Annotated in this window: 19 protein-coding genes; 6 read left to right on the top strand and 13 right to left on the bottom strand. The window is 58.4% G+C overall.

Annotated features, from left to right (window positions below; all coding sequences use genetic code 11):
* Window positions 1-117 precede the first annotated feature (117 nt).
* Window positions 118-882, top strand: a complete 765-nt coding sequence (locus FG381_RS05495) for a hypothetical protein (protein WP_139687900.1) — start codon at window positions 118-120, stop codon at window positions 880-882.
* Between the two features lie 72 nt (window positions 883-954).
* On the opposite strand, the gene FG381_RS05490 is transcribed toward FG381_RS05495, so the two are convergent.
* From FG381_RS05490 to FG381_RS05460, 7 genes are all read right to left on the bottom strand, one after another.
* The gene (locus tag FG381_RS05490; RefSeq protein ID WP_139687899.1) at window positions 955-2214 is read right to left on the bottom strand and encodes a hypothetical protein; all 1260 of its coding nucleotides are present in this window, start codon (window positions 2212-2214) and stop codon (window positions 955-957) included.
* Between the two features lie 175 nt (window positions 2215-2389).
* The gene (locus tag FG381_RS05485; RefSeq protein WP_139687898.1) at window positions 2390-3142 is read right to left on the bottom strand and encodes a dienelactone hydrolase family protein; all 753 of its coding nucleotides are present in this window, start codon (window positions 3140-3142) and stop codon (window positions 2390-2392) included.
* 105 nt (window positions 3143-3247) lie between these two features.
* A complete protein-coding gene (locus FG381_RS05480; protein WP_139687897.1) occupies window positions 3248-4798 on the bottom strand; it encodes an ABC transporter substrate-binding protein in 1551 nt (516 codons plus the stop codon).
* Between the two features lie 286 nt (window positions 4799-5084).
* Window positions 5085-6569: a sodium/proline symporter PutP gene (putP, locus tag FG381_RS05475; protein ID WP_139687896.1), complete on the bottom strand. Its 1485-nt coding sequence runs from the start codon at window positions 6567-6569 to the stop codon at window positions 5085-5087.
* A 216-nt stretch (window positions 6570-6785) separates the two neighbouring features.
* A complete protein-coding gene (moaA, locus tag FG381_RS05470) occupies window positions 6786-7859 on the bottom strand; it encodes a GTP 3',8-cyclase MoaA (RefSeq protein WP_374042074.1) in 1074 nt (357 codons plus the stop codon).
* A 165-nt stretch (window positions 7860-8024) separates the two neighbouring features.
* Window positions 8025-8963 carry a ribosome small subunit-dependent GTPase A gene (gene rsgA / locus FG381_RS05465; protein ID WP_139687894.1) on the bottom strand — a complete coding sequence of 313 codons (939 nt, stop codon included), beginning with the start codon at window positions 8961-8963 and terminating at the stop codon, window positions 8025-8027.
* A complete protein-coding gene (locus FG381_RS05460) occupies window positions 8935-10527 on the bottom strand; it encodes a M48 family metalloprotease (RefSeq protein WP_139687893.1) in 1593 nt (530 codons plus the stop codon). The genes rsgA and FG381_RS05460 overlap by 29 nt, the downstream gene beginning before the upstream one ends.
* Window positions 10528-10822: 295 nt before the next feature.
* On the opposite strand from FG381_RS05460, the gene orn reads away from it, so the two are divergent.
* From orn to FG381_RS05445, 3 genes are all read left to right on the top strand, one after another.
* The gene (gene orn, locus FG381_RS05455; protein ID WP_139687892.1) at window positions 10823-11404 is read left to right on the top strand and encodes an oligoribonuclease; all 582 of its coding nucleotides are present in this window, start codon (window positions 10823-10825) and stop codon (window positions 11402-11404) included.
* A gap of 164 nt (window positions 11405-11568) precedes the next feature.
* Window positions 11569-12840 (top strand): C4-dicarboxylate transporter DcuC, encoded by a 1272-nt coding sequence (dcuC, locus tag FG381_RS05450; protein ID WP_139687891.1) that lies wholly within the window; start codon window positions 11569-11571, stop codon window positions 12838-12840.
* A gap of 208 nt (window positions 12841-13048) precedes the next feature.
* Window positions 13049-14413 carry an L-serine ammonia-lyase gene (locus FG381_RS05445; protein WP_139687890.1) on the top strand — a complete coding sequence of 455 codons (1365 nt, stop codon included), beginning with the start codon at window positions 13049-13051 and terminating at the stop codon, window positions 14411-14413.
* A 65-nt stretch (window positions 14414-14478) separates the two neighbouring features.
* On the opposite strand, the gene FG381_RS05440 is transcribed toward FG381_RS05445, so the two are convergent.
* From FG381_RS05440 to FG381_RS05415, 6 genes are all read right to left on the bottom strand, one after another.
* Window positions 14479-14949, bottom strand: coding sequence for an RrF2 family transcriptional regulator (locus FG381_RS05440; protein WP_139687889.1), 471 nt, complete (start codon window positions 14947-14949; stop codon window positions 14479-14481).
* Between the two features lie 74 nt (window positions 14950-15023).
* Window positions 15024-16250 carry an NO-inducible flavohemoprotein gene (hmpA, locus tag FG381_RS05435; protein WP_139687888.1) on the bottom strand — a complete coding sequence of 409 codons (1227 nt, stop codon included), beginning with the start codon at window positions 16248-16250 and terminating at the stop codon, window positions 15024-15026.
* Between the two features lie 516 nt (window positions 16251-16766).
* Window positions 16767-17978 (bottom strand): AI-2E family transporter, encoded by a 1212-nt coding sequence (locus FG381_RS05430; protein WP_139687887.1) that lies wholly within the window; start codon window positions 17976-17978, stop codon window positions 16767-16769.
* A 26-nt stretch (window positions 17979-18004) separates the two neighbouring features.
* Complete coding sequence (locus FG381_RS05425) at window positions 18005-18952, bottom strand: LysR substrate-binding domain-containing protein (protein ID WP_139687886.1); 948 nt, start codon at window positions 18950-18952, stop codon at window positions 18005-18007.
* A gap of 57 nt (window positions 18953-19009) precedes the next feature.
* Window positions 19010-21100: an ATP-dependent DNA helicase RecG gene (recG, locus tag FG381_RS05420; RefSeq protein ID WP_139687885.1), complete on the bottom strand. Its 2091-nt coding sequence runs from the start codon at window positions 21098-21100 to the stop codon at window positions 19010-19012.
* 18 nt (window positions 21101-21118) lie between these two features.
* The gene (locus FG381_RS05415; protein WP_139687884.1) at window positions 21119-21502 is read right to left on the bottom strand and encodes a Rid family detoxifying hydrolase; all 384 of its coding nucleotides are present in this window, start codon (window positions 21500-21502) and stop codon (window positions 21119-21121) included.
* Between the two features lie 1076 nt (window positions 21503-22578).
* Here FG381_RS05415 and FG381_RS05410 point away from each other — a divergent pair.
* The gene (locus tag FG381_RS05410; protein ID WP_139687883.1) at window positions 22579-24564 is read left to right on the top strand and encodes a fumarate reductase flavoprotein subunit; all 1986 of its coding nucleotides are present in this window, start codon (window positions 22579-22581) and stop codon (window positions 24562-24564) included.
* Between the two features lie 20 nt (window positions 24565-24584).
* On the top strand, window positions 24585-25436 hold the full coding sequence (locus FG381_RS05405) for a fumarate reductase iron-sulfur subunit (protein ID WP_139687882.1): 852 nt from the start codon (window positions 24585-24587) through the stop codon (window positions 25434-25436).
* The last annotated feature ends 411 nt before the right edge of the window (window positions 25437-25847 follow it).

Genomic DNA, 25847 nt, shown 5'->3' with positions numbered 1-25847 from the left:
TGCGCTTTTTCTTTTCTTAAGCCGGACGCAAGACGCCGGCGCGAGAATCCCGCTCATGGCATGGCAGCGGGAAGAAATTCCGATAGCGCCATGATTCCCTAGTACAGGAGACTCAACGTGAAAAAGACGGTTCTTGCGCTTGCGGCTCTCGGCATCGCGGCCGGCGCTGCTCAGGCTGCCGATTCGCAGATTCTGAATTCGCTTCTCGCCTGCAATGCGAGCTACTTCAAGGCCATTGCAAAGGATAAGAACATTCCGGAAACGCTCAAGATCCGCTCTGGCGACATGGCGTTTCTCAAGGTCGAGAAGCAGCCCCTTGACATCGTGATGTTCCCGAAGCCCTTCAAGGACTCGGGCCTCACCGTGACGGGCTACGTCTTCAATGACGAAATCATCCGCTATCCGGGCGTGCCCGACATGCACACCCACTTCTGGGGCCTCATCGTCAAGGAAGACTGGAAGAAGGCGATCGACGCCTTCAAGGTTGACTGGGAAGCCGTTGATACGCGCCACATGTCCGCGCACGCCAACCGCATGGTCCGCAGCAACAACGAGCCGGTCTGGAAGCCCTACAAGCGCCCGGACAACTACGAATATCCGGAAATGGATATGACGGAGCGCGCCTTCCACATCCAGCCCTACAACGGCCAGACGATGATCTTCTGCGCCATGCAGACGGCGGGCGCTCCTGAAGCGGCGATCATTCAGGAAGTTCGTCCGGATCTTCTCCAGGGCGAAAACCAGGTTCCCATCCGCGAGGAAGAGATTCAGAAGGATCAGCCGAAGGCGGATGCAAAGAAGCTCCCTGAAGGTCACCCTGAAATTCCGGCGGGCGCCAAGCTCCCTGAAGGCCATCCGGACATCTCGGGCGCGAAGAAGTAATTCGGCTCGGATTCCCAAATTAAAAGCCCGGCTTCCTTACTGGAGTCCGGGCTTTTTTGGTGCCTTTCAAATTTAGTTGAGCATCATGCTCGGCATCATCGGACGCGGCACGGCGTCCTTCTTTTTGAGGGGCTTCTGGATGTTGTGGATGGAGTTGTAGAGACGATCCATCGTGTCGGGCTCCGCCGTGAGCCAGGGACACTCGCCGTGAATCGGGGTCTTGAGGTGGATGCCCTCCATCTCGAACTGCCCCACGATCATGTTGGCGATTTCGCCCACGGCCTGGGAAACGTTGGGTCCCGAGGGGAGCGGAATCGGGACGCCCGAAATCAGGTCGTCGGGAGCCTCGGGGCGCGCAAAGGCAACGCGAAGCTCCGAATAGCCCTTGAGCGGATCGGAGAAGGCGCCGAGGCTCACAATCAGTTTTTCAGGAGGAACATTTTCGTCGAGCGCGGTGCGGGTGAAGACCACCATGATGCGCTTCAGTCCCGTCACGTAGTCGAGCTGCCGGACGGTGTCGTTGAGGAGCGTCGGTTCGGTCACGCAGAAGCGAAGTCCCCGGCCGCAGCGCACCGAGAGGAGCGCCGTGAATTCAGCGCCCCAGCGGGTCTGAAGAATGGCTTCGCTCGTGAGCTTCGGGTTTTTGCCTTCGTTTGTAGCAAACCCGAGGAATCGGAAGGGGCGCTTCAGGGCCGGCTTTTCTCCGCTCGGCGTGCGCACGGTGAAGAGAATCAGGCGGAAGCGGGCGGCAATGTCGGTGCCGTCTTCTTCGTCGAGCGTGTAGTCGATCCCGGGCATGTCGATCGACTCGAAGGTCGTGATGAAGTCGCTCTTCGAGCGCATCATCTGGCGGAGAAACCGCTGCGACTCTCCTGCATCGACGAAGGCGCGATGGTTGATGGGCATCAGATGCTCATAGATCTGAATCTTCGCGACCGATTCATCGAAATATTCTTCCAGAAGAAGCGCCTTCAGCTTTGCGGCATCCTCGCGCGTGAGGTTTTCCGCGGCGAGCGGCTGATTTTCAAGCCCGTAGGCGAGAAAGCCCGCGGCGTAGAGGGTCGTTACCGACCCGTCCTCGCGTTCTGCAGCGACAATCTGGTCGTCAAGTTCGGCAAAGCCCGCCTGTTCAATAAGTTCAGTGATCTCGCGCGGGTACTCCGTGCGGATTTTCTCGAGCTCCGCATCGAAAACTTCGCTGAAGGCCATGGGGTCTTCGGAATAGAGACGGCGGAAGGCGCGCAGATAGCATTCGCGGTCGGCGCTGGCGGTATTGCGGCCGATGAAGGGAAGAATCTTGCGCAGACGCGCGGCGAGAGAGCTCGATGACATTGAAAGTTATTGAAAAACGGGAAAAAAGAGATGCGCTTTGAAGGGCGCCCATTGTAGCGCAATGATTTCGTGCGGAAAGCGTTCTTTGAGAGCGTACTTGAAGGTGATGTCAGGAAAATAGAAAACCGGGAGCACCTGAAGCGCATCCCGGTTTTGACGATCCGGATCGGAGAGATCAAATTCTCGCGAGGAATGCCCTGACCGCGGACTCCGTCTGCGGGAGCGCAAAGAGCGTATGAGGCGCGCCGGGAATGAGGAGGATCGACGCCGCAGGATGATGCGCGAGCGTCCGTCCGGCGTGACCGAGCGCATCCGGGTTGTCGAGCCACGGATTCGCCCGGCTGAAGTATTTGTCTTCCGCGCTCATGATGTTGAGCACCGGAACATCATCCGGAACATGCGTTTGGTGGGAGACGACGTGGTAGTTGTCTTCGCAGGGCCAGGAAAAGAGAATGCGGCCGGACTCAGGGCGGCCTTCCGGAGCCGTGAAGCGCGAGGCAGCAACGCCCCCTTCGCTCGTGCCCGCAACGGCATAGCGGCCTGAGAAGCCGGGCACTTTGTCAAGGTGACGAGCGGCATAGTCGAGCTCCTGAGACCGCATCGCATGGACGCGCTCGTAGTTTTCGCGCGAGACGGGAGAGGAGTAGGTGATGCGGTCGGGAAGCACGAAGGAATCGGGCGCAAGGAAGGACCAGCCGAGACCTGCCACGAAGCGGGCGAAGGCCTTCAAGGGCGCGCCGATGCCGGAACTTCCGTGCGCAAAGAGAAGAATCGGTGCAGAGGGAAGGACCGCGGGAGCGTCCGAAAGCTTTCCTTCAAAAGCGCCGTCAGCAGCAGCAAACCAGGCGTTCTCAAATGAAGCCTGAAGCGATTGGGCGGTGTGCTTGTCGGCCGTTCCCGACATTTTTCCGGTGAGCGCAATAGCCATGAGTGAACCTCGAGGAAGAATGGTAAACGCAGAGAAAAATATATCCCGGAGGAAACCCTCCGGGATACAGATGAAAGAAAAGTCAGAACAGAGCTTTATGGAAAATCATTCCTTCCACTCGGCCGAATAGAAGTCGAAGCCCCCGTCGGGAAGCACAGTGAAGTTCTTCAGCTCCTTCGCGGTGCCCGCCGTAACCATCTCAAAGACGAGCGGCGCCCAGGGCTTGTCGGCGTTCACGAGCTTCTGAATTTCGTGATAGAGCTCAACGCGCTTTTCCGCATTGGTTTCCCTGATGGCCTCATCAAAGAGCGCATCCACCTTCGGGTTCTTGTAGTAGGAGTCGTTGTTGAGGACCGGCGGGCAGCTGCGGCTGTCAAGGAGCGGCCTCAGCCCCCAGTCGGGTTCAGCGGCGGAATTGGTCCAGCCGATGAGGTAGAGCTGGTGCTGCGATTCCTCAGGGGTTTTGGCGCCGTAGATCACGGTGCGCTGACCGGCTTCAAGCGCCTTGGTTTCGGCGTGGATTCCGACCTGAGCGAGCTGCTGCTGCAGGAACTGAAGGGTCTTCACGGTCTTCCCGTCGTTGTAGGCCGACCAGATCGTGGTTTTGAAGCCCTGCGGGAAGCCCGCTTCCTTCAGAAGCTCGCGGGCGCGCTTCGGGTCGTAGGGGAATTCGCCGAAGTCGACGCCGCCTTCAATCTGCGTGGGGAGGTACCCCGTTGACGGCACGGCAAAGCCGTTGTAGGCCACCTTGACGAGCGCCTTGCGGTTGATCGCGAGGCTCACCGCTTCGCGCACGCGGATGTCGTCAAAGGGCTTCTTCGTCTCATTCATCGAGAGGTAGCGGGTCACGACGGAAGGCGTCTTCTGAAGCGTGAGCTTGCCGCTCTTCGAGAGCGGCAGGAACTGCTCGTTGGGAACGGGCGAAATGAACTGCGCTTCGCCCGTCTGAAGCATCATCGCGCGGGTGGAGTTTTCCGTTACCGGCACCCAGCGGATGGCATCGAACTTCGGCAAGCCCGGCACGCGGTAGTTGGGGAATTTGACGGCATAGAGCTCTTCGGCGGGGCTGAAGCGCTTCAGGGTGTAGGGACCGGTGCCGCAGGCTTCATAGGCTGTTACCTGCTTCGTGGTGGCGCGCTTCAGAAGGCTGGGGCAGATCATGCCGGCCGTGCCGTTCGCGAGGCGCTGAATGAAGCCCGCGGTCGGCGTCTTCAGAACAATCCGGACGGTGTAGGGGTCAACAACCTCAACGCGGTCGACGAACTTGAAGAACGTCCGGCGCGTGAGCTTTGAATCCGGATTCATGCCGCGGTCGAAATTCATCTTGACGGCGTCGGCCGTGAATTCCGTGCCGTCATGGAACTTGACGCCCTGGCGGAGCCGGAAGGTGTAGGTGAGGCCGTCCTTTGAAACCTCATAACTCTCGGCGAGCTGAGGAACGGGCTTCAGATCCTTGTCGAACGTGTAGAGGCTTTCGTAGAAGGAGCGGGAAACCGCGCGCGAAAGGTTGTCGACCGCGTCCCAGGGATCGAGCGTCGTGAATCCCGTCGCAACCGCAGCGGTTATCTCACGCGCTTCGGCCGGGGCCGAAGCGATGAGCATGGCGGCGGAAAAAGCGGTGAGACTGAGCGCGGCTTTGAACGGGAATTTCTGCATTTTGCACCTTGTAGAGAAAAAGAAAAGGAAGCTGTATACGTATAAGAAGATTGGGCGCTTCCTTCAAAATCAAAGTGTAGCTTCAGCAGAAATTCATTTTTTGCGAATTTAGGCGCTTCCTCTTAGGCGGGAATCCCGATGCGGTTTGGCCCGAAGACAAGATTGGTCGAATAGCGGTTCCAAAGCGCCGCTCTCCGGGATGGCGTGAAGAAGAGAAGGCAGAAAAAAGCCGCAGAAGCATGAATGACTTCTGCGGCTCGATTCAAAAATACCGGGTGCTCCGGGTTTACGAAAGCGACTTCACCTCAGCATCCACGGCGTCGAAGGTCTTCGTGATCGACTCTGACGGGGCTTTGTCGAGGAGGCTTCCCACGATGATGCCGATCGTCGCGAAGAGGAAGCCCGGGATGATTTCATAGATTCCGAACCAGGCAAAGTGGTTCCAGATGAGCACCGTTGCAGCGCCGATCACCATGCCGGCGAGCGCGCCGGTCTTCGTCATGCGCTTCCACCAGAGGGAAATGAGGATCACGGGACCAAAGGCGGCGGCAAAACCTGCCCAGGCGTAGGAAACCAGCGAAAGAACGAGGCTCGTCGGGTCGCTTGCGAGCCAGACGGCAACGACGGAGATTGCGAGCACCATCGTGCGGCCGATCCAGACGAGCTCGCGCTGACTCGCATTCGGCCGCAGGTACGTGCGGTAGAAGTCCTGCGTAAGGGTCGAGGAGCAGACGAGCAGCTGGCAGGAAAGGGTCGACATGACGGCGGCAAGAATGGCCGACATGAGGAGACCCGCGATCCACGGGTTGAAGAGGAGCGACGAAAGCACGATGAAGACGCGCTCGTGATTTTCCTTCACGAGACCCGCGGTATCCGGGTGCATCGAGAAGTAGGCCGAACCAAAGAATCCGACGGCAACGGCGCCCGCAAGGCAGAAGAGCATCCAGAGGGTGCCCACGCGCCGGGCGTTGGGGATTACCTTGATCGACTTCGCCGCCATGAAGCGGACGAGAATATGCGGCTGGCCGAAGTAGCCGAGACCCCAGGCGAGAAGGCTGATGACGCCGAGCACGGTGTGGCCTTCCATCATGTTGAGCATCGAGGGACTGATGGCCGCCACGCGCTCGGTCGTCGCCGTGAAGCCGCCCGCATCCATCATGACGGCGATCGGGGTCACGATGAGCGCGATGCACATGATCGATGCCTGAATGGTGTCGGTCCAGCTGACGGCGAGGAAGCCGCCGATGAAGACGTAGAGAATCGTTGCCGCAGCGCCGACGATGAGGGCCGTCTGGTAGTCCATCTGGAACGTATTCTCAAAGAGCCGGGCGCCTGCAACCACGCCCGAAGCGCAGTAGATCGTGAAGAAGATGAGAATCACGGCCGCGGCAATGATCCGGAGCACGTTCTTTTTGTCTTCAAAGCGGTGCGAGAGATAGTCGGGGAGCGTGAGCGAGTTGTGCGCCTTTTCGGTATAGACGCGAAGGCGTGCCGCGACGAGCTTCCAGTTGAACCAGGAGCCGATGATGAGTCCGATCGCGATCCAGCTCTGCGAAATGCCGTAAAGGAAGACGGCTCCCGGGAGCCCCATGAGGAGCCACCCGCTCATGTCGGAGGCGCCGACCGAAAGCGCGGTCACAAAACCGCCGAGACTGCGGCCGCCCAGGATGAAGTCGGCGTAGTTGCGGGTGTAGTAGTAGGCAAAGACCCCGACGAGCACCATCAGGATCAGGTAGCCGATAAAAGTTACGGCAGTAGGATTCGAAAACATTTGAAGGGGCGCGCTCCGTTTGTCGTTTTTTTCTTTGCATCCGCTTTCTGAATGGGCGGACAACAGGCGTCAGCGGGCTTCATCCGGTTCTTCCAGGGGAACTCAATGCGCACGCATGGGAAGAGAGTATAGGTGTTCGCACGCCCGTGCGGCTTCGGGTGAGTTCCTGATAAAAGCTGAGTGGATGGAGGTTGAATGATGTTTACGGGCGCAAAGTCACCCGCCGATGTAGTTCATCTCCACTTTCGAGCGGTCCGGCGCCGCGCCGATGGCGCGAAGTTCCGAATACCTGTCCTCGCGGGCGCTCCAGATTCTCCCGAAGGCTTCCTCGAGCTCAAGGTCCGTGCAGCCCCCGCGGAGCATCGTGCGGATGTCGTAGCCGATCGACGCAAAGAGGCAGAGGTAGAGGCGTCCCTCCATCGAGAGCCTCACGCGCGAGCAGTTGCGACAGAAGGCCCGGGTGACGGAACTGATGACCCCGAATTCGCCTTTGCCGTCAAGGTAGCGCCAGCGCGAGGCGGTTTCGCCCGGCGTGGCGGGCTTCAGGGGTTCAACGGCCCACTTCGACGCAATTTTCGCGACGACTTCGCTTGAGGGGACGACTTCGTCCATCCGCCACCCGTTGGCGTTTCCCACGTCCATATATTCGATGAAGCGCGGAATAACGCCGGTGCTGCGGAAAGTATCCGCAATGCGCAGGATTTCGCCTTCGTTGACGCCCTTCTTGACAACGGTGTTGACCTTCACGCGAAAGCCGAGCTTTCGCGCAAAGTCGATCGCTTCGAGGACCTTCGCTGCGGGGTAGCCCACATCGTTGAAGCCCTGAAAAATCCCTTCGTCGATGGCGTCAAGGCTTACCGTGACGCGCTTTAAGCCCGCATCGCGCAGCGCTCCGCCTTTTTTGACGAGGAGCGACCCGTTCGTTGTGAGCGCGAGATCAATCGGCGTCCCGTCAGGTTTCCGAAGGAGCGAAAGATCAGCAATAAGCTTCTCAATTCCCTTTCTGAGAAGCGGTTCGCCGCCGGTCAGGCGGATTTTTTCAATGCCGTTTCTGACGGCAATGCGCGCAATGCGCATGATTTCCTCAAAGGTGAGGAGTTCCGTCATGGCAAGAAACTGGTGGTTGTGCGCGAATTTCTCCTTCGGCATGCAGTAGCGGCAGCGGAAGTTGCAGTGATCCGTCACCGAAATCCGAAGGTCGGTGAGCGGGCGCCCGAAGCGGTCGCGCCAGGCTCCTCCCTCGCGTCTGATATCACCTGTCTGCGGAATGGGGAGTGCAGGCCGGGAAATCGCGCGTGCCGGACGAGCCGGCCGAACGGGGATGACATTCTGTTCTTCGTGCATGTGGGGTCTGGGCTGGGAAGAAATGCAGGCACTTAAAGCTTCAGCATTGTAAGTTGCGGCTGAGGCAAGGCAATCCTTCTATCGAAGTACTCCGGTAGACAGAATTCATTCTCAGCGCGGCAGCGGATCAGCTTCCTTTGCCACCGCTTCGTAGAAGGCGTAGCGCGCGGGATCAATTTCCCCGCGTTCAAGCGCCGCCTTGACGCTGCATCCCGGTTCGTGGAGATGCCGGCAGTTGAAGAACCTGCAGCCGTCGACATGCCGCGCGATATCGGGCATCGCCCGAAGGATGTCGGAAAGCGAAAGATGCGCGAGTCCGAATTCCTGAAAGCCGGGCGTATCGATGACGGCGCCCTGCCATTCAGGTGCCGGATGCCATTCGGCGGCGGTGGTGGTCTGTTTGCCGAGATCGAGCGCTTCGGAATATTCGCGCGTTTCGGCCTGCGCTTCCGGAACGAGAAGATTGAGAATTGTGGACTTTCCCATGCCGGACTGACCGACCATGAGGACGGTCTTCCCTGCGAACGCTTCTGTGAGTTTTTCCCGCGCTTCGTCGGGAGCGCCGGAGGCGGAAACTTCAATCACCTCTTCGCCGATGGACCGGAGAAGCCTGGCCTGCGCTTCGGCAGCTTCGGCCCCCTCCGTCATGTCGGTTTTGTTGCGGATGACGACGGCAGGAATTCCGCCCTGGTGCGCGGCAAGAAGCGCCTTCCAGATGAACCAGGGATTGAAGGTCGGCCGGGGCGCATAAACAATTGCGGCGAGATCGGCGTTGGCGGCAAGCGTCTTCACGCGCCACTCGTCCGATCGGTAGAGAAGCGTCGAGCGCGGTTCGATCGATTCAATCGCGGCAACGCCCGAAACAGGTGGCGTGCAGCGCACGATGTCGCCGACGACGACGTCTCCCTTTTTGCCGCGGCGGTGGGCGACGAGCTTTTCACCCGATTCAAGGGTCACGATGAAGTGCCGCCCGTGCCCTGCGGTCACGCGTCCGGCAAAGGTTTCCGAAGGCTCAGGGATTTCAGTTTTTCGGCGCGGAGCTTTCTTCATGTTGAGCGTGGTCCAAGGTTTCCTGCAGTTCTGGCTTTTCGGTTTCGTCGGTTGGAGCGTTTTCCTCCAAACCGTCATCGACAACGTAGCTGCGCTCCTTCTGAAGCGCCTGATCGAGTTCAGCGGCAATTCGGGCACGGCTGAAGCGTCCGGCTTCCTCGTGCATTTTCCTGCGGATCGCCATCTCGGTGGAGAGCACGGAACGCGTCGGGTGCTCGCGATCGAGGTAGGGTGCGGTCCGGAATTTCACGAGGTCCGAAGGTCCTGATTCGGGAAGCTTCTCACGCTGGATGACGGAGCGGATGTGCTGAACGCGCATGCCGGCGTGCGGCCGGTCGTAATGAAAGAGCGAGTAGATTCTTGAAGGCGTCAGCGTGGAGGCGTAGTCGCGGTGAAGCTTTACGAGCGCGCGCGTGAGCTCGGCTCCGCCGACCGTTCTCAGCGCGAAGCGGTCGGCGCTGTACTGCATTTGGCGGAAAATGAAATTGAAGAGCGGCCGCAGCGGGTAAAAGAGTATGGGGAACGTAACGAGCGCGAGCGCAATGGTGAAGCCGGCATGGGCTCCGGGCTGCTCTGTTGTGAGCAGGGGCGAAAATCCCAGACCGGCGAAGAAAGCCGGATGGGTCGAACCCCAGCCGAGGGCGGCGCAGATGACGAGGCCTCCTGCCGCTTCAAAAAAGATCCGCCACGGCGTGTGGTGTTCCTTGAGCCGGGCAAGGTTGGCGGCGATGACGGCAAGGAGCTCTTCGCGGGTGAGTTTGGCGGCGGCGTGGGCAAAGACCACTACCCTTCGTTTGAGGCCGGTGCCGACGAGGAGCACGTGAGCATGCTTCCAGACGCCGGGCTTCGTCATGACGACAAGGTCTTCCATCTGGTAGCCGTGCGCGGAGAGAAAGTCGGCCACCAGCGCACGGAGGTCTGAATTTTCAATGGGGCGGCTGGCGCGGCTCCAGAGAACGCCCCGCACGAGGGAAAGACGCCAGCGCCAGAGAATGTAGATGAGCCAGGCTGCCCAGACCACAAGCCACCACCAGGCGCCGGCGAGTTCGCAAAGGGCAAGGAGAAGCGCAGAAAGCGGGAGCATCGTTCCCCAGCCCGCAGCGCTGATGGTGAGCGTGCGCGCGAGCCACTCGCGGCGCGTCTGCCTCATATAGCCGAAGCGCTCCTTCACGCGAAAGCGCGCGAACCAGCCGAAGGGAAGCTCCACAAGGAGCATGAGGAGCGCTGTGACGACGAGAAGCGCCCATTCAACGATGAGCGTGGTGTCGGAAAGCGTTTCAAGAAAGGCGGCGACGAAGGTGAATCCGTGTCCGGTCGTCATGAAAACGGCAAAACCCGCGCCGATGAAGGAAAGAACCAGATTCGCCAGCGCCGATTCGGTCGTGTAGGCCGCCGCCTTTTTGTGGGCTGCGAGCGAGAGACGATTCTCGAACCCCGCGGGAACGCTCCCTACCGAACGTTCCGCAGCAATGATCTGGCGCGCCGTGAGAAAGCACTCGCAAAGCAGAAAGAGCACGACGGAAATGAGAAAGACGTGCTCTATGAGGTCGGCGGACGCATGCATCAGTGATCGGATGGGCGGAGAAAAAGTGTCGGTGAGGAAGGAGTAAGAGGCGGCTTGATGGAGCCGGACCTCCGGATAATCCGGAAATTGTACTTGGATCCGAAGACCTTCTTCTTCCCTGAAAAGAGGCGGTGCAGATCGGCTTCCCGCTATGCGGGAAAACGCTCGCAGGCCCGACAACGCACGTTTACCCGGGGATGCGGTTCAAAAGAAACGGAGAGACACTTTGAAGCAACCCGACATCACGACTGACGCGGTAGACTTCGGTCACATTTTTCAATCGGGCTTACATTTCATGACAGCACCAGCAGACTCAAATTCGACGCGGGATCCGTCCTATGCCGACGACAACCTCATCTGGATCGACATGGAGATGACGGGACTGCAGCCCGAAGTCAACCGCGTCATTGAGGTCGCCGCAATCATTACCGACCGCAATCTCAATATCCTCCACGAAGGTCCCGTCGTTGCGGTGCACCAGAAGGCGGAAATTCTCGACGGCATGGACGCCTGGAATACGGAAACCCACACCAAGTCGGGGCTCGTAAAGCGCGTGCTCGAGAGTACGGTTGATGAAGAAGAGTGCTCGCGCATTTTCCGGGAAGTTTTCCGCCGGTACGTCCCCGAAGGCAAAAGCCCGATGTGCGGCAACACCATCGGACAGGACCGCCGCTTCATGGCGCGCTGGCTCCCCGGGATGGAGCGCTACTTCCACTACCGCTCGATCGACGTTTCCACCATCAAGGAGCTCGCCCGCCGCTGGGCTCCGGAAAAGGTATGGGTGGGCACCTCGGTCGGCAAGCACCAGGCACTCGTGGACATCCGCGACAGCATTGATGAACTTCGCTGGTATCGGCGCGAAGTCTTCAAAATCTGATTTTGATATTGATATTCAAAATCAATTCGAAACCGGGAAATGATGAGATCCAAATAGGTATCTCGCAATTCCCTAGCCCGTTATGTCTTATTGAACAGGCATAATGTGACTACATGTAAACCATAACAATAAAAATCTGAAAATCATCCTGAAGGAGAAATTCCATGGGCATAACTGAATGGGTTGCCGTACTGACAATCTTTGCCGTGATATACGGACTCATCAAGCGATACGAAACGCGACTCGTGCTGATCGCTTCGGGTCTTTTCCTCTGCCTTATTTCCTGGAACCTGGTGGGCGGTCTCAACGCATTTGCGAAGTCGATGACGAACGCCTCCCTCGTGATGGCAATCTGCGGCTCGATGGGCTTTGCGTTCGTTGCCAAGTACACCGGTGCTGACCGTTCGCTCGTTCACTACCTCGCGAGCCCGATTCGCGGTCTCGGCATCTTCCTCGTCCCGGTCTGCACGGTGATCACGTTCTTCGTGAACATCGCCATTCCGTCGGCTGCGGGCTGCGCCGCCGCCGTGGGCTCCACCCTGATTCCCGTCATGCTCCGCGCCGGCATTCGTCCTGCCGGCGCCGCTGCTGCGGTTCTCGCCGGCACGATCGGCTCCTACCTCTCGCCCGGCACGTCCCACAATCCGTACGTCGCCAATATGGCCCACATGGAAGTGATGGACTTCATCGGCTTCCATGCTCCCTACTCGATCCTGGTCGGCGCCTTCGGCGTGATCGGCACGCTCATCATGTGCCTGATCCTTGGCGACCACAAGGGCGACAAGAACGCCAAGGTTGACGAGTCGAAGCTTCAGAAGAACGACGACGGCTTCGTGCCGAGCCCGCTGAAGGCGCTCGTTCCGCTCGTTCCGATCACGATCCTCGTTGTCGGCAACCTCTGGTGCCCGTTCATCAAGATGGGCGTTGCCCAGGCCATGGTGCTCGGCGCCGTCGTTGCGCTCGCCGTTGCCCGCTGCAACCCGCAGACCTTCGCGAAGGAATTCTTCAACGGTACCGGCAAGGGCTACGCTGACGTGATGGGCATCATCATTGCTGCCGGCGTCTTCGCTGCCGGCCTCAAGTCCGCGGGCCTCATCGACACGTTCGTTGCCGCCCTCAAGGAATCCAATGAAATCGCCCGCTGGGGCGGCTCCATCGGCCCCTTCCTCATGGGCGTGATCACGGGTTCGGGCGACGCGGCTACGCTGGCCTTTAATGAAACCGTTACGCCGCATGCCAAGGATTTCGGCATGACGATCGAAGGTCTGGGCGGCCTCGCCTTCATCGCCGGTGCTGCCGGCCGTACGATGTCCCCGCTCGCCGGCGTGACGATTCTCGTCTCCGGCATTGCGATGGTCTCGCCGATTGAAGTCATCAAGCGCACGGCTCTGCCGATGTTCCTTGCGGTCATCACCTGCGCGCTCGTGATGGTCTAAGGATCGACATAGCCTGAGTCATATGCTTTTCTGAATTCAGGGAGCATATGCCGGGATAAAATTTCAAGCCCTCACGGAAGCTGTCCGCGGGGGCTTTTCTTTTTTGGACTGCTTAAGCCGACAGGGGAATCAAGGAAAGTCCTTTCTCCCGCAGGCCTCTTTTTTGAGGCATGATTCCTTCTCTGAGAAATCAACCCAGGCAATTTTCATGATCAGTGCCTTCGACATCTTCAAAATCGGCATCGGTCCGTCGAGCTCTCATACCGTCGGTCCGATGAGAGCGGGTAAAACTTTCTGCGAAGACCTTGCTCAAAAGGGTCTTCTCGAGCGCACAACCCGCGTAGGGGCGGATGTCTACGGCTCGCTTTCTCTGACAGGGCACGGCCACCATACCGATCAGGCCATTCTTCTCGGGCTCGAGGGCTTTCTCCCCGATACGGTGCCCCTTGAAAGAATTCCCGCCATCATCGAAGGCATCGGAAAAACCGGCAGGCTTCTTCTCAATGGCGAAAGAGAGGTGGAGTTTCCGAAGGATTCCGGCATGGTCTTTCATTCGGAGTTCCTTGCGCTCCATGAAAACGGAATGAGGCTGCGCGCCTGGGCCGGAGAGGAACTCCTTTTTGAGCGCACCTACTATTCGATCGGGGGCGGATTCATCGTGGATGAAGAGCACTTTCACGATCAGCCGAAGGAAGAGGTTCGCGTTCCTTACCCCTATAAGACGGCGGCAGAACTCATTGCCCACTGCCGGGAGTCCGGACTTTCGATTTCAGGTCTCGCGCTCGAAAACGAAAAAGCACGACGCCCGATGAAGGAGATCCTTGCGCATTTTGCGCATGTGCATGATGTGATGCAGGAAGGCATTGAACGCGGAACCCGTACGGAAGGCGTTCTTCCCGGGCCCCTGCGCGTGCCGCGCCGCGCGCCTGCGCTTCGCAGGCAGCTTCTTTCCATGGGCCGCACAAGCGTTGATCCGCTTGCCGTCATCGACTGGATCAACATGTTTGCCCTGGCGGTTTCTGAAGAGAATGCTGCCGGAGGACGCGTCGTCACGGCGCCGACAAACGGCGCATGCGGCGTTATTCCGGCTGTGCTTGCCTACTGGGAAAAATTCATCGGAGATCCGTCTCCCGACGATCGCCTGCGCTTTTTCCTCGCCGCCTCCGTGGTGGGCGAGCTCTTCAAGATGAATGCCTCGATTTCCGGCGCGGAAGTCGGCTGCCAGGGAGAAGTGGGCGTTGCCTGCTCCATGGCGGCCGCGGGACTCGCCGAAGTCATGGGCGGAAGCCCCGAGCAGGTCTGTACGGCTGCTGAGATCGGCATGGAGCATTCGCTGGGGCTCACATGCGACCCGGTGAACGGTCAGGTTCAGGTGCCTTGCATTGAGCGGAATGCCATCTTTGCGGTGAAGGCCGTCAATGCGGCCCGCATGGCGCTGAGGCGAACTTCTGCGCCTACCGTGAGTCTCGACAAGGTGATCGTCACCATGTACGAAACCGGCAAGGACATGAACGCCAAGTATCGCGAAACGAGTCAGGGCGGACTTGCGATACGCGTGCTCCACTGCGACTGAGAGAGGCTCCCGGGCTTCTGACTCCTTATCTGCTGCCTATTTTGAGAGCTCTGGGAGGTCGGCTTTCAGGCTGTTGCTTCTTCTCTTTTTCCTGCCTTCGCTTTCGAAGGAAGGATGGCTGCGAGCATCGAAACGGTTCGAGCGGGATTCGCTATCGATGCCAGCGTCTCCCGGTTGAGCGTCTGGTAGAAGGCTTCCCGCGCCTCATCGAGAAGGCCGGCGAGCGCGCACTGACGGCAGAAGGGGCATGGAGGTTCCGCGCAGTTGATCAGGGGCTCGTTTCCCTCAAGCGTTCTCACCACGTCGCCGATGCGGTACTCATCGGCTGCGAGGGCAAGCCGCATGCCGCCGTTTCTGCCGCGGGCAGTAACCAGCCAGCCGAGGCGCACCATGTTGTTGGCAACCTTGGTCACGTGATTCTGCGAGCAGTTGAGGCGCTGCGCGAGTTCCGGAAGCGTGATTCGCTCGTCGGGCTTCAATCGGGCAACGACCATGAGCACGCGCAGGCCGAGATCGGTGTATAGCTTGAGATGCATGGGGAAATGAGTAAGAAAGGCCTGTCGGAAAAATCCCGGCAGGCCTTTGATAAGAACGCGGCTGCGGCAGATTTTTAGCTTTCAGCGCCGGTACCGAAGACTTCCGAATGAATATTGCCGGCCGGGATGCCTGCATTAAGGAAGGCTTCCTTCATGGAGGCCATGAAGCCGGTCGGGCCGCAGACATAGACGTCGGCATCCTTGGGCAGATTAAGCGCGAGGATGTCGGCAGCACCCGGACGGCCCTGATGCTTTTCAAAGGTGCAGTTGCAGCAGCAGGCGGCTTCCGCGGCCTTCGGCGCCGTGAGGAAGAGGTGAGCCTTCGCATTCTCGAGCTTGGCGAGCTGGGTCTTCACAGCGTCGCGAAGCGCGAAGTTTTCCTTGGTGCGCGAGGTGTGCACGAAAATCACGGGGCGCTTCGGCGTCTTCGAGGCAATCGACTGCAGCATGGCGAAGAGCGGCGTGATGCCGATGCCGGCGCTCACGAGAACGACAGGATTTTCGCCATCCTTGAGGAAGAATTCACCGGCAGGAGCGGAGAGCTCAATGACGTCGCCTTCCTTCAGGGTCTGATGCAGATGCGTGGACATGCGGCCCTGGGGCGCGCCGTCATGGGCATCAATGCGCTTCACGGTGATGCGAAGGCCTTTATCGCAGACCGGGGCGTGGGAAAGCGAATACTGACGAGGCTGATCAACGCCAAGTTCCGGGAGGTAAGCGCGCACGGAGACGAACTGACCGGGCTTGAAGGTCGGGACGTTGCCGCCGTCCGAGGGACGCAGGTAGAAGCTCGCGACTTCAGGCGTTTCTTCCACACGCTTTTCAACCACAAAAGGACGCCAGCCGGACCAGCCGCCTTCGGTGGTGCTTTGTTCCGTATAGATCCCGCTCTCAACCTGAATCAGAAGGTCGGCGAGCATGCCGTAGGCAGCGGCCCAGGCATCAATCAGTTCATCGGTTGCAGCTTCGCCGAGAACTTCGCGAATCGAGGCAAGGAGGTGCTTGCCGACAATCGGATAGTGCTCAGCGCGGATGCCGACCGTGCAGTGCTTTGCAGCAATGTGCTTGACGGCGCCGATGAGAACGCCCGGGTTTTCGATGTTTTCAGCGTACGCGAGAACCGCGCCGGCGAGCGCCTTCTGCTGACGGCCGAGCGCCTGATGGGACTGATTGAAAACGTTCTTAAGTTCGGGGTTGCCGTTGAGCATGCGCTTATAGAAGTGAGAGGTAAGCGCAACACCGTGTTCGCGAAGCACGGGGACAGTAGCTTTGATGAGCTCAATCTGGCGGGGAGTCAGCATGGTCAGGAATCTCCTGTATTGAAAAATTCGTGGGTTTGAGGAGCAAAACAACAGTGAATGCTCCTCTTGAATGTTTCCCTAAATCTTATATTTAAAATGCAAGATTTAGCAAGAGGCATTCTGCCTGCAGTTAAATTTTTTAACATTTTGCCGGAGCCGCGGGAGCCTCACACGGCTGGACTGATGGCGGAACCTCAGGAGGAAACGGAGGTTTCTGATACTGCCTGAGGCTCGCTAAGAAAGGTCATTGTCTGCTTGAAATGCTGTCGGCGAATGGGCGAATACGATCTGCAAACGAAAAAGCCTTAATGACATTCAATATATTGGTTTATATGGAAAATTAAATCAATATGCTATTTTTGTCTGCTCTCTGGAGCTGAAATTGTCCAGACCTTGCGGCAATATTCGTCTCGATTAGAAGGTTGGTCATTATCCGGAAGCTGCAAAGCTCGCACCGGATGCCAACCCGTGCCGAGCGGTGCGGGTTGGAAAGACGGAATAATCCGGGCGATTGAATTATTTAGAGTCGGCGGATGCTTCAGCAGCCTCAGTTTTGCTTTCTTTCTCCGTGCGGGAGACGGCAGCTTCCGCGAGTCGAATGACCGGGCGCTTCAGCCAGGCGGTGAAGAGTGCTAGGCCGATGGCAAGGAGCAGCGGCCCGAGGATGAGGCCGAGGAAGCCGAAGGCGAGCACGCCGCCGAAGACGCCGAGGAAGATGAGCGCAATGGGCATCGACGTTCCCCGGGAAATCAGAATCGGCTTGATGAAATTGTCGACGCTAGAAACGGCGAGCGTTCCCCAGAGAACAAGAAAAATCGCCATGCCGAGCTCGCCCTGGCTGTAGAGCCAGATGGCTGCCGGCCCCCAGATGAGCGGAGGTCCGATCGGAATGACGGATAAGACGCAGACGGCAAAGGAGAGGACAAGAAGTCCGGGCACGCCTGCTATCCAAAAGCCGATGCCGGCAACAAGACCCTGCCCGATGGCAGTGCCCACGATGCCGAAGACGACCGAGCGCGTTGTGTTGACGAGAATTCCGGTAATTTCTCTCGCGATGCCGCCCGATACGCGTTCGACAAGTTCGGAAATCCGGTCGGCAAACCAAACTCCGTCGCGGTAGAAGAAAAAGACGATGAAGGTGACGAGCGCAAGCTGAACAAGACCGTTGCCGACATTGACGGCGGCGTTGACGATCCAGCTTGAAAGGGGATCTAGGATGCGCTGAACGGTATGGCCGAATGTGGCCGGGTCGATCGCGAGCGCGAGCTGCTCATGGAGCCATGCGCCCGCATAGGGAATGTCGGCAACGGCCTGGAGCACTGGTGTCGGGTCCTTCAGCCAGGCAGCGGTTTTGGTTACCCATGAGGGAATCTGCTGCGCGAGCGCCACGAGGAGAAACGACATTGGTATCAGGAAACCGACGACGATGAGGAGCACCATCAGGGTTGCGGCGGCGCCCGAGGATTGTCTGAGGGAAGCACGCAGCCGCCTGAAGAGCGGCCACGTGACGACGGCGATGACGGCGGCAATCAGAATCGCCGTGAGGAAGGGCTGAAGCACCATGAAGCAGCCGATCGCAACCACAGCCATCAGCGCAATGCGAACGATCAGGTCGATGCGTTCGCCGAACCCGATCCCTCGTCCGGCGGCAATCCTGGAGAGGCGTTTGCGGGCGCCCGAAATGGGGCTTGCTACGGGCTGTTGCGGTTCTGTCGTCTGCTCTTTCATCGCTCTCTCGGATTCAGTACTGCGGATTAGCGCACCTCGGGCTTGCTGTCGGGAAGCGGCGCGCAGCCATTGAGCTTAAGCGAAAGCGTCGCTTCGCGAATTGCGTCAATTGCAGCCATTCGCGTGAAGCTCTTTCTCCAGACAAGGAGCGCTTTGCGGGTAGGCGGCGGATTCTTGAAGGGAAGAATCTTGATGGCGTTCGAGAGTCCCGTGAGATACGGAATGGCCGAGGCGGGAAGAACCGTGATGCCGAGACCCTGAGCCACCATATGGAAGATCGTCTGAAGGCTCGAGCCTTCAACCGTCTTCTGGACATCGGTGGCATTGAGATTGAAGCGGGCAAGGTCCGGGCAGACGCCGAGAATCTGATCGCGGAAGCAGTGACCGGCGCCGAGAAGAAGCATCGTCTGGTCCTTCAGTTCGTCGGTGCCGACATAGCTGCGGTTGACCCAGGGATGGTGAGACGGCACGGCCACGACGAAATTTTCCTCATAGAGCTCTTCGGTCATGAAGCCCGTATCGACCAGCGTATCGGCCGTGATGGCAACGTCGATCTGGCCGTTGCGGAGCTTCTGCAGAAGTTCCGTCGTGAAGCCTTCCTCAAGAATGAGGGGCATCTGAGGCGTGGTCTCCGTCATGCGGCTGATCAGGTCGGGAAGAAGATAGGGCCCGATCGTATAGATGACGCCGAGGCGCACGGGACCGGAAAGCGGATCCTGGCCCTGGTGCGCGATTTCTGTAATTCGGTGAGCTTCCTCAATCACTTTTCTTGCCTGATCGATGATGAGGCTGCCGACAGGCGTGACGGCGATGTCGTTCGAGCGGCGTTCAAAAATCGCAACGCCGAGCTCTTCCTCGAGCTTCTTCACGGCGACGGAAAGCGACGGCTGGCTCACAAAGCAGCTTTCTGCGGCACGGCCGAAGTGCCGTTCCCGGGCAACTGCAATGACGTACTTGAGTTCGGTAAGAGTCATGACGGGTTAATGAGATAAAGGTGTGAAAGAAATCGATTGGAAAAATGAATGAGGTCGTCAGGCCGTGAGCAGTTCGGCCTTTCCCTGAAACCAGCGCGAAGCATGTTTAATGGCAAGATCGTGGTGTTCGCGAAGCATTTCGTCAGCGGCTTCCCGGGCTTTTTCAACCAGCTCGGCATCTTTTTCAAGATCGCAGAAGCGAAGCATCGGCATGCCTGACTGCTGTTCTCCGAGAAACTCTCCCGGTCCTCGCAGCTGGAGGTCCCGGCGGGCGATTTCAAAGCCGTCGGTGGTTTCTCGAATGATTTTGAGCCGCTCGCGGCCAATGTCGGATAGGCGTTCATCAAAGAGCAGAACACAGGCGCTTCTGCCGCCGCCGCGACCGACTCTGCCCCGGAGCTGATGAAGCTGAGCGAGCCCGAAGCGTTCGGCATGCTCAATCACCATCAGAGTGGCGTTGGGGACATCAACGCCCACTTCGATGACCGTTGTTGATACAAGCACCTGAACCCGACCCGCGGAAAAGTCGTCCATGACGGCTTCCTTTTCAGCTGCCGGCATGCCGCCATGAAGGAGGCCGATCTTGAGATCCGGAAGTCTTGCGCGCAATTCTTCGGCGCATCTCACGGCGGGAGTGAGGTCGAGCGCTTCCGATTCATCGATCAGGGGGCAGACCCAATAGACCTGATGACCTTCACCGACGGTATGGCGAAGCACTCCGACGACTGCATCCTTGCGGTCCATGCGGACAAGCTTTGTTTCGACCGGAGTGCGCCCGGGGGGAAGCTCGTCGATGATCGACACATCAATGTCGGCCAGGTAGCTCATTGCAAGCGTGCGCGGAATGGGAGTTGCGGAGAGCATGAGGAGATGAGGCTTCAGTCCGTTTTTCATGGCGCGGGCGAGACCAAGACGCTGCGCGACGCCGAAACGGTGCTGCTCGTCCACAATCGCAAGTCCGAGATCATGAAAGGTGACGCCCTCCTGGATGAGCGCATGGGTGCCGACAGCGAGCATTGCCGCTCCGGAACGAATGCTTTCGAGGGACGCCTCGCGCTCGGCAGCCTTCTGCCGTCCTGTCAGCCAGGCTGTGCGAATGCCGAGCGGCTCAAGCCAGGAGACGATTTTTTGGAAATGCTGTTCGGCGAGAATTTCAGTCGGGGCCATAAGCGCAGCCTGCTTGCCGGCTTCAATGGCTCGAAGGGCCGCGAGAGCCGCAACCACGGTTTTGCCGCTTCCGACATCACCCTGCACAAGCCGGTGCATCGGGTGGGGCTCCGCAAGGTCGCGTTCGATTTCGCGCCAGACGCGCATTTGCGCCTTTGTAAGCTGAAAAGGAAGTGCGCCGATGAAAGGTGCAATTAGGCCGCCGCTTGACGGTGCTCTGAGCGCCTCAGCCCTTTCTTTTCGGGCAAGCGCGCGCATTTCGCGCAGCGTGATCTGCTGCGCAATGAGTTCGTCGAATTTGAGCCGCTGCCAATGGGGATCCGTTCGATTGAGAAGTGCTTCAGAGTCGGCATCCGGCGGCGGATTGTGGAGGTATTCGACTGCAGCCCTGAGACCGGGGAGATGAAGCGCTTCCGTAAGGGATGCAGGAATAGGGTCCTCCATTCCCTGCATGTCGAGGAGCGCTCGCGCGATGCGCTTTCTGAGCCACTTCTGCTGAATGCCTTCTCCGAGCGGGTAGACCGGCGTAAGGGCTTTGGGAAGCGTAACGCCGCTCGCAACCGGCTGCCGGATTTTGGGATGAATCATCTCGAGTCCGCCGCCGAAGGCGGGTCTCGGCTCACCATAGACGCGCACGACAGAACCGGGGCGCAGCTGAGCCTGCGTCCCGGGGAAATAGTGAATGAAGCGAAGCGCCAGAATGCCCGTCTCATCCTTCAGGAGCGCAATCAGCTGCTGTCCCCAGGGCGTGGCGGTCATCTGAGAGCGAACGACTTCGCCCTGAACCTGGACGGGTTCTCCGGGAATCAGCATGCCGATGGGATCTATTTTGGTTTCGTCCTCATAGCGCAGAGGGAGATGCAGGATGAAATCCCAGTCGGTGACAAGCCCGAGCTTCTTCAATCGTTCGCTCAGAGGCGCAAGCTTCCCGGAGCGGATAACGCCCGAAGCTTTGGCGGCGGTGCGCGGAACCTGATTCATCGGCCGAAAAAGCGGAGGTTAGGGAGCAAGATCAACGATGGCTTCAACTTCGACGAGGGCGCCCTTCGGGAGTGCGGCAACGGCGAGGCAGGAACGGGCCGGATAGGGGGCTTCGAAGAATTCGCCCATCACGCGATTGACGACAGCAAAGTCGTCGATTGATGCGAGGAAGATGGTGAGCTTCATAACCTGCGCGGTCGAACGGTCGGCTTCTGCAATGACGGCTTCAAGATTGCGGAACGCCTGGCGAGCCTGAGCCTCGACGCCGTGCTCAAGTTCCCCCGTATCAGGTCGAATGCCGATCTGACCGGAACAGTAAAGCGTCGTATCCGTTGCGGTTGCCTGGCTGTAGAAGCCAAGAGCTGCAGGAGCCTCCTGAGTGGAAATAATGCGTTTGGCCATGATTAACACCTCCGGAATCAAACAATGTGGGTTCAAAAGATTCTATCGATTTCTTTCGGTCAATAGTGTTGCAAACTATCAAAGGGATACGCGAAATTGAGACAAAACGATTCGAGTGAAGGAAATGTCCAATTTATACGTATTACTACGTATAAATTGATATTTATATCCGAACAATCTGTTAAGCAAGATCGTATTTTTTGAAATCAGGGTTTGATCCTACTTTTTAATAAGTATCAAGAAAAGCGCGGCTTCTCCGGACGCATTTCTACTGGATTTATGGATAACTCATTGGAATATAAAGAAACTTTATTGTAGAAAGGGAAATGTACAGATACTCCGGAAGTCCTAACTCAAGTCAAGTTTCAGGATGTAATCAAGGGTTACTGCTGATATAGTAGTAGGGAGGGTGACAGTTAAACTCCCTGCGTTTTCTACTTAGTTCGTTTGAGCCCGCTACTGTAGGGTTTCGGAAGACGTGGAATGCATCTTTTCGGGCATGTTTTGATATGAACGAAAGGAAGCGGAAACTACGTATTCCTGCTCAACCGGCCGCCAGCCGGGAGAACAGTACGAGCCATCTGAAGTCTTGAATGACTCATGGAAATAAGCAGAAACCGCAGAAGAGTGAAGTCGCTCTACGTCTTAGTTTGTCTGCGTCGCTACAAGGAGAACAGCAACGCAGGTGAATTCGGACGGCAAGCACGTGAGGGATTGCTGCTGAATTTCAGGCAGGAGTCCCCTTCGGGCTTTCCGGGTTGAGGAAAAGATTCCCAGGGCAGGGAGTCTTGTCCTTCGTGCGGTCCGCCTTGGGTGAGAGTCCCAGAAAGAGGACCCGCAGGAATAAGCGCAAAAGACCCGCGCCGGAGCATTCCCCGTTCCGGAGGCGGAAGCTTTCTTAAGAAGAAAGCAGATGCGGATGAAGCCTGCGACTAATGGGAATCGGCCGAAAGGTCGCAACAGCCCGCAAACCTGAATAGAGGCATGCGGACTATTTGCAAAGACTGGACGGACGCATAGTCAGGAGCTGTGCGCCGATCCTCCCGCCCCAGGGCGGGATTTCCGAGGAAAAACTCATGAAAATCATTTACACCGACGTGCTGGTTATCGGCGGTGGCCTTGCCGGACTCCGCATGGCCGTTGCTGCCAAGCGCCGCGGCCACGACTCGATCGTCCTTTCTCTCGTTCCGCCGAAGCGCAGCCACTCGAAGGCTGCCCAGGGCGGCATGCAGGCCTCTCTCGGCAACGTGATCAAGGGCGTGGGCGACAACGAAGACGTTCACTTCGGCGACACCGTTCGCGGCTCCGACTGGGGCGCGGACCAGGAAGTCGTCCGCATGTTCGTGAACACCTCGCCCAAGGCCGTGCGTGAACTCGCCGCCTGGGGCTGCCCCTGGTCGCGAATCACCGCCGGTGACCGTCAGGTGATCATCAACGGCGAGAAGGTGACGATTACGGAACGCAAGGAAGCGCAGGGCATGATGAACCAGCGCGACTTCGGCGGCACCAAGAAGTGGCGTACCTGCTACGTGTCCGACTGCACGGGCCACGCCATGCTCAACACCGTTTCCGACCGCATCATCGCCGAAAAGGTTCCGGTGATCGAACGTGTTGAAGCGCTCTCGCTCATCAGCGACGGCAAGCGCTGCTACGGTGCGATCGTCCGCGACCTTATCACAGGCGAACTCATGGCTTACGTCGCCAAGGCGACCGCCATCGCCACGGGCGGTGCCGGCCGTATCTATCGCGTCACGACGAACGCCGTGATCTGCGACGGCACGGGTTACGATCTCGCCCTCAAGACGGGCGTCGCCACCCTCTCCAACATGGAAGCCATTCAGTTCCACCCGACCGGCATTTTCCCGGCCGGCATTCTGGTGACGGAAGGCTGCCGCGGTGACGGCGGTCTGCTCCGCGACGTCGACGGCTACCGCTTCATGCCGGACGTTGAACCTGAGAAGAAGGAACTCGCCTCCCGCGACGTGGTTTCGCGCCGCATGGAAGAGCGCATTGCCATGGGCAAGGGCGTCAAGACCAAGTACGGCGAACACCTCTGGCTTGACATCACGCTCCTTGGCGAACACCACATCAAGCACAAGCTCCGTGAAGTCTACGAAATCTGCCACTACTTCCTCGGCGTTGACCCGACGAAGGAATGGGTTCCGGTCCGTCCGGCGCAGCACTACACGATGGGCGGCGTGCGCACGAAGCCGAGCGGCGAGTCCGAGACCCTGAAGGGCCTCTTCGCGGCCGGTGAAGCTGCCTGCTGGGACATGCACGGCTTCAACCGCCTCGGCGGTAACTCCGTTGCTGAAACCGTCGTTGCCGGCATGATCGTCGGCGAATACATCGCCGACTTCTGCGACAAGGCTGAAAACGGCATCGATATTCCGACGTCGCTCATTTACGATGCTCTCGCCAAGGAACAGGCCGAACTGAACGGCTACCTGAAGAACACCGGCAATGAAGACGCCGTTGCGCTCCGCACCCGCATGCAGGAAATCATGACGACCAAGATCGGCATTTTCCGCAAGGGCAAGGACATGCAGGAAGCCGTCACGGAACTCGAAGAGCTCTACAAGCGCTCCTTCAACATCGCCGTGAAGGATGTTACCGGCAACAACCCCGAACTCGTCTACGCGTACCGCACCCGCTCGATGCTGCGCGTTGCGCTTACGGTTGCTCTCGGCGCCTACAGCCGTCAGGAATCGCGCGGCGCTCACTACCGCGAAGACTACTCGGTGCGCGACGACGTCAAGTGGCTCAAGCGCACGATCGCCACGTGGAAGGAAGGCGATACGCTGCCGACGCTCTCCTACAAGGATCTTGACATCAGCAAGATGGAGCTTCCCCCGGGATTCCGCGGCTACGGCGTCAAGAACTACATCGAAAATCCCGAATCCGCCAAGCGCCAGGCCGAAGTCGACGCCATCCGTCAGAAGATGGAAGCCGAAGGCAAGGATCGCTGGGCCATCCAGGATGCGATCATGCCGTACCAGCATCTGCTGCCGAAGCGCCTCCAGGGCCGCAACGAGCGCATTGATGAACCGCTGAACGACTAATTTGGGAGCTTTGATAGAAAATGACCCAGGAAAAGACCCAGACGGCGGCTCCGGCCGCCAAGGCCGCGGATGCTCCCGCTAAGAAGCATCGCCTTCTGAAGATCAGCATTCTGCGCTACAACCCGCAGGATCCGGACAGCGTTCCGCACATGCAGACGTACGAGCTCCAGGAATCGGACTCGATGACGCTCTTCATTGCCCTTAATGATCTTCGCGATGAACAGGATCCCACGCTGCAGTTCGACTTCGTCTGCCGCGCCGGCATCTGCGGTTCGTGCGCGATGCTCATTAACGGCAAGCCGGGCCTCGCCTGCCGCACCCTCACGAAGGATCTGCCCGACGAGTTCACGCTCGCCCCGCTGCCTGCCTTCGAACTTATCGGTGACCTTTCGGTCAATACCGGCAAGTGGATGCGCAATATGTCTGAACGCATGGAAACGTGGGTTCATGCAAAGATCGACGAAGTTGATCTGCGCAAGCAGGAAGAGCCGATGGATCCGCAGCTCGCTGAGGACATCTACGTTCTCGACCGCTGCGTCGAATGCGGCTGCTGCATCGCTGGCTGCGGCACCGTCCGCATCCGTCCGGACTTCGTCGGCGCTGTGGGCATCAATAAGATTGCCCGCTTCCGCCTTGATCCGCGCGACGAACGCAACGATGCTGACTACTACGAAGTTGTCGGCGATGAGTCCGGCGTCTTCGGCTGCATGTCGCTGCTCGCCTGCCATGACTTCTGCCCGAAGGATCTTCCGCTGAAGACCCAGATCGCCTTTATCCGCCGCAAGATGGCCGAGCAGGGCATGGGGAACTACGACAAGGTTCTGCCGACGCAGAAGGGCAAGAAGGCTATTCCGATCAAGCCGATTAAATAAGCTTGATTGCAGAGTCTGACTCTGTCCAAAAAGGGGCTGATATCTATTTAGGTATCAGCCCTTTTTTTCTGCATTAATTGATTTCGTGAAAAGTAAATTTCAAAGTTATACCTTAATTAAGATCAGTCTTTTGAATGCCGCAAGTTAATGAATGCACCAATGCGGTGCGGCGTTTTCTCTTAAACAAGCCATCCGTTCTTACAAGTAAGGGTTCTTCCGATATTCAAAAAGAAAAGGAGGTATTCCCATTGAGCGAGATAAGCAGTAATATTTACTCAACGCAAGAAAGACTCTTTAAATATACGTATCTACACGTATAAAAGAGTAGTTCAAGCGAACTGCTTCACTCGAACAGCAGCGGACCACAGTTGATCCTCGGATGACTGGCTGCTGAGAGTGAGTCAACTGCAA

The organism is Sutterella faecalis (assembly GCF_006337085.1).
GTDB lineage: Bacteria > Pseudomonadota > Gammaproteobacteria > Burkholderiales > Burkholderiaceae_F > Sutterella > Sutterella faecalis.
The sequence above is the reverse complement of the archived record's forward strand: the minus strand, read 5'-3'. Positions and strand labels throughout refer to the sequence as shown.

Excerpts from the sequence above, each read along its gene's own strand:
- FG381_RS05490 (WP_139687899.1), bottom strand. The coding sequence starts at position 2,214 with ATGTCATCGAGCTCTCTCGCCGCGCGTCTGCGCAAGATTCTTCCCTTC.
- FG381_RS05485 (WP_139687898.1), bottom strand. The coding sequence starts at position 3,142 with ATGGCTATTGCGCTCACCGGAAAAATGTCGGGAACGGCCGACAAGCAC.
- FG381_RS05480 (WP_139687897.1), bottom strand. The coding sequence starts at position 4,798 with ATGCAGAAATTCCCGTTCAAAGCCGCGCTCAGTCTCACCGCTTTTTCC.
- putP (WP_139687896.1), bottom strand. The coding sequence starts at position 6,569 with ATGTTTTCGAATCCTACTGCCGTAACTTTTATCGGCTACCTGATCCTG.
- rsgA (WP_139687894.1), bottom strand. The coding sequence starts at position 8,963 with ATGAAGAAAGCTCCGCGCCGAAAAACTGAAATCCCTGAGCCTTCGGAA.
- FG381_RS05460 (WP_139687893.1), bottom strand. The coding sequence starts at position 10,527 with ATGCATGCGTCCGCCGACCTCATAGAGCACGTCTTTCTCATTTCCGTC.
- orn (WP_139687892.1), top strand. The coding sequence starts at position 10,823 with ATGACAGCACCAGCAGACTCAAATTCGACGCGGGATCCGTCCTATGCC.
- dcuC (WP_139687891.1), top strand. The coding sequence starts at position 11,569 with ATGGGCATAACTGAATGGGTTGCCGTACTGACAATCTTTGCCGTGATA.
- FG381_RS05445 (WP_139687890.1), top strand. The coding sequence starts at position 13,049 with ATGATCAGTGCCTTCGACATCTTCAAAATCGGCATCGGTCCGTCGAGC.
- FG381_RS05440 (WP_139687889.1), bottom strand. The coding sequence starts at position 14,949 with ATGCATCTCAAGCTATACACCGATCTCGGCCTGCGCGTGCTCATGGTC.
- hmpA (WP_139687888.1), bottom strand. The coding sequence starts at position 16,250 with ATGCTGACTCCCCGCCAGATTGAGCTCATCAAAGCTACTGTCCCCGTG.
- FG381_RS05430 (WP_139687887.1), bottom strand. The coding sequence starts at position 17,978 with ATGAAAGAGCAGACGACAGAACCGCAACAGCCCGTAGCAAGCCCCATT.
- FG381_RS05425 (WP_139687886.1), bottom strand. The coding sequence starts at position 18,952 with ATGACTCTTACCGAACTCAAGTACGTCATTGCAGTTGCCCGGGAACGG.
- recG (WP_139687885.1), bottom strand. The coding sequence starts at position 21,100 with ATGAATCAGGTTCCGCGCACCGCCGCCAAAGCTTCGGGCGTTATCCGC.
- FG381_RS05415 (WP_139687884.1), bottom strand. The coding sequence starts at position 21,502 with ATGGCCAAACGCATTATTTCCACTCAGGAGGCTCCTGCAGCTCTTGGC.
- FG381_RS05410 (WP_139687883.1), top strand. The coding sequence starts at position 22,579 with ATGAAAATCATTTACACCGACGTGCTGGTTATCGGCGGTGGCCTTGCC.
- FG381_RS05405 (WP_139687882.1), top strand. The coding sequence starts at position 24,585 with ATGACCCAGGAAAAGACCCAGACGGCGGCTCCGGCCGCCAAGGCCGCG.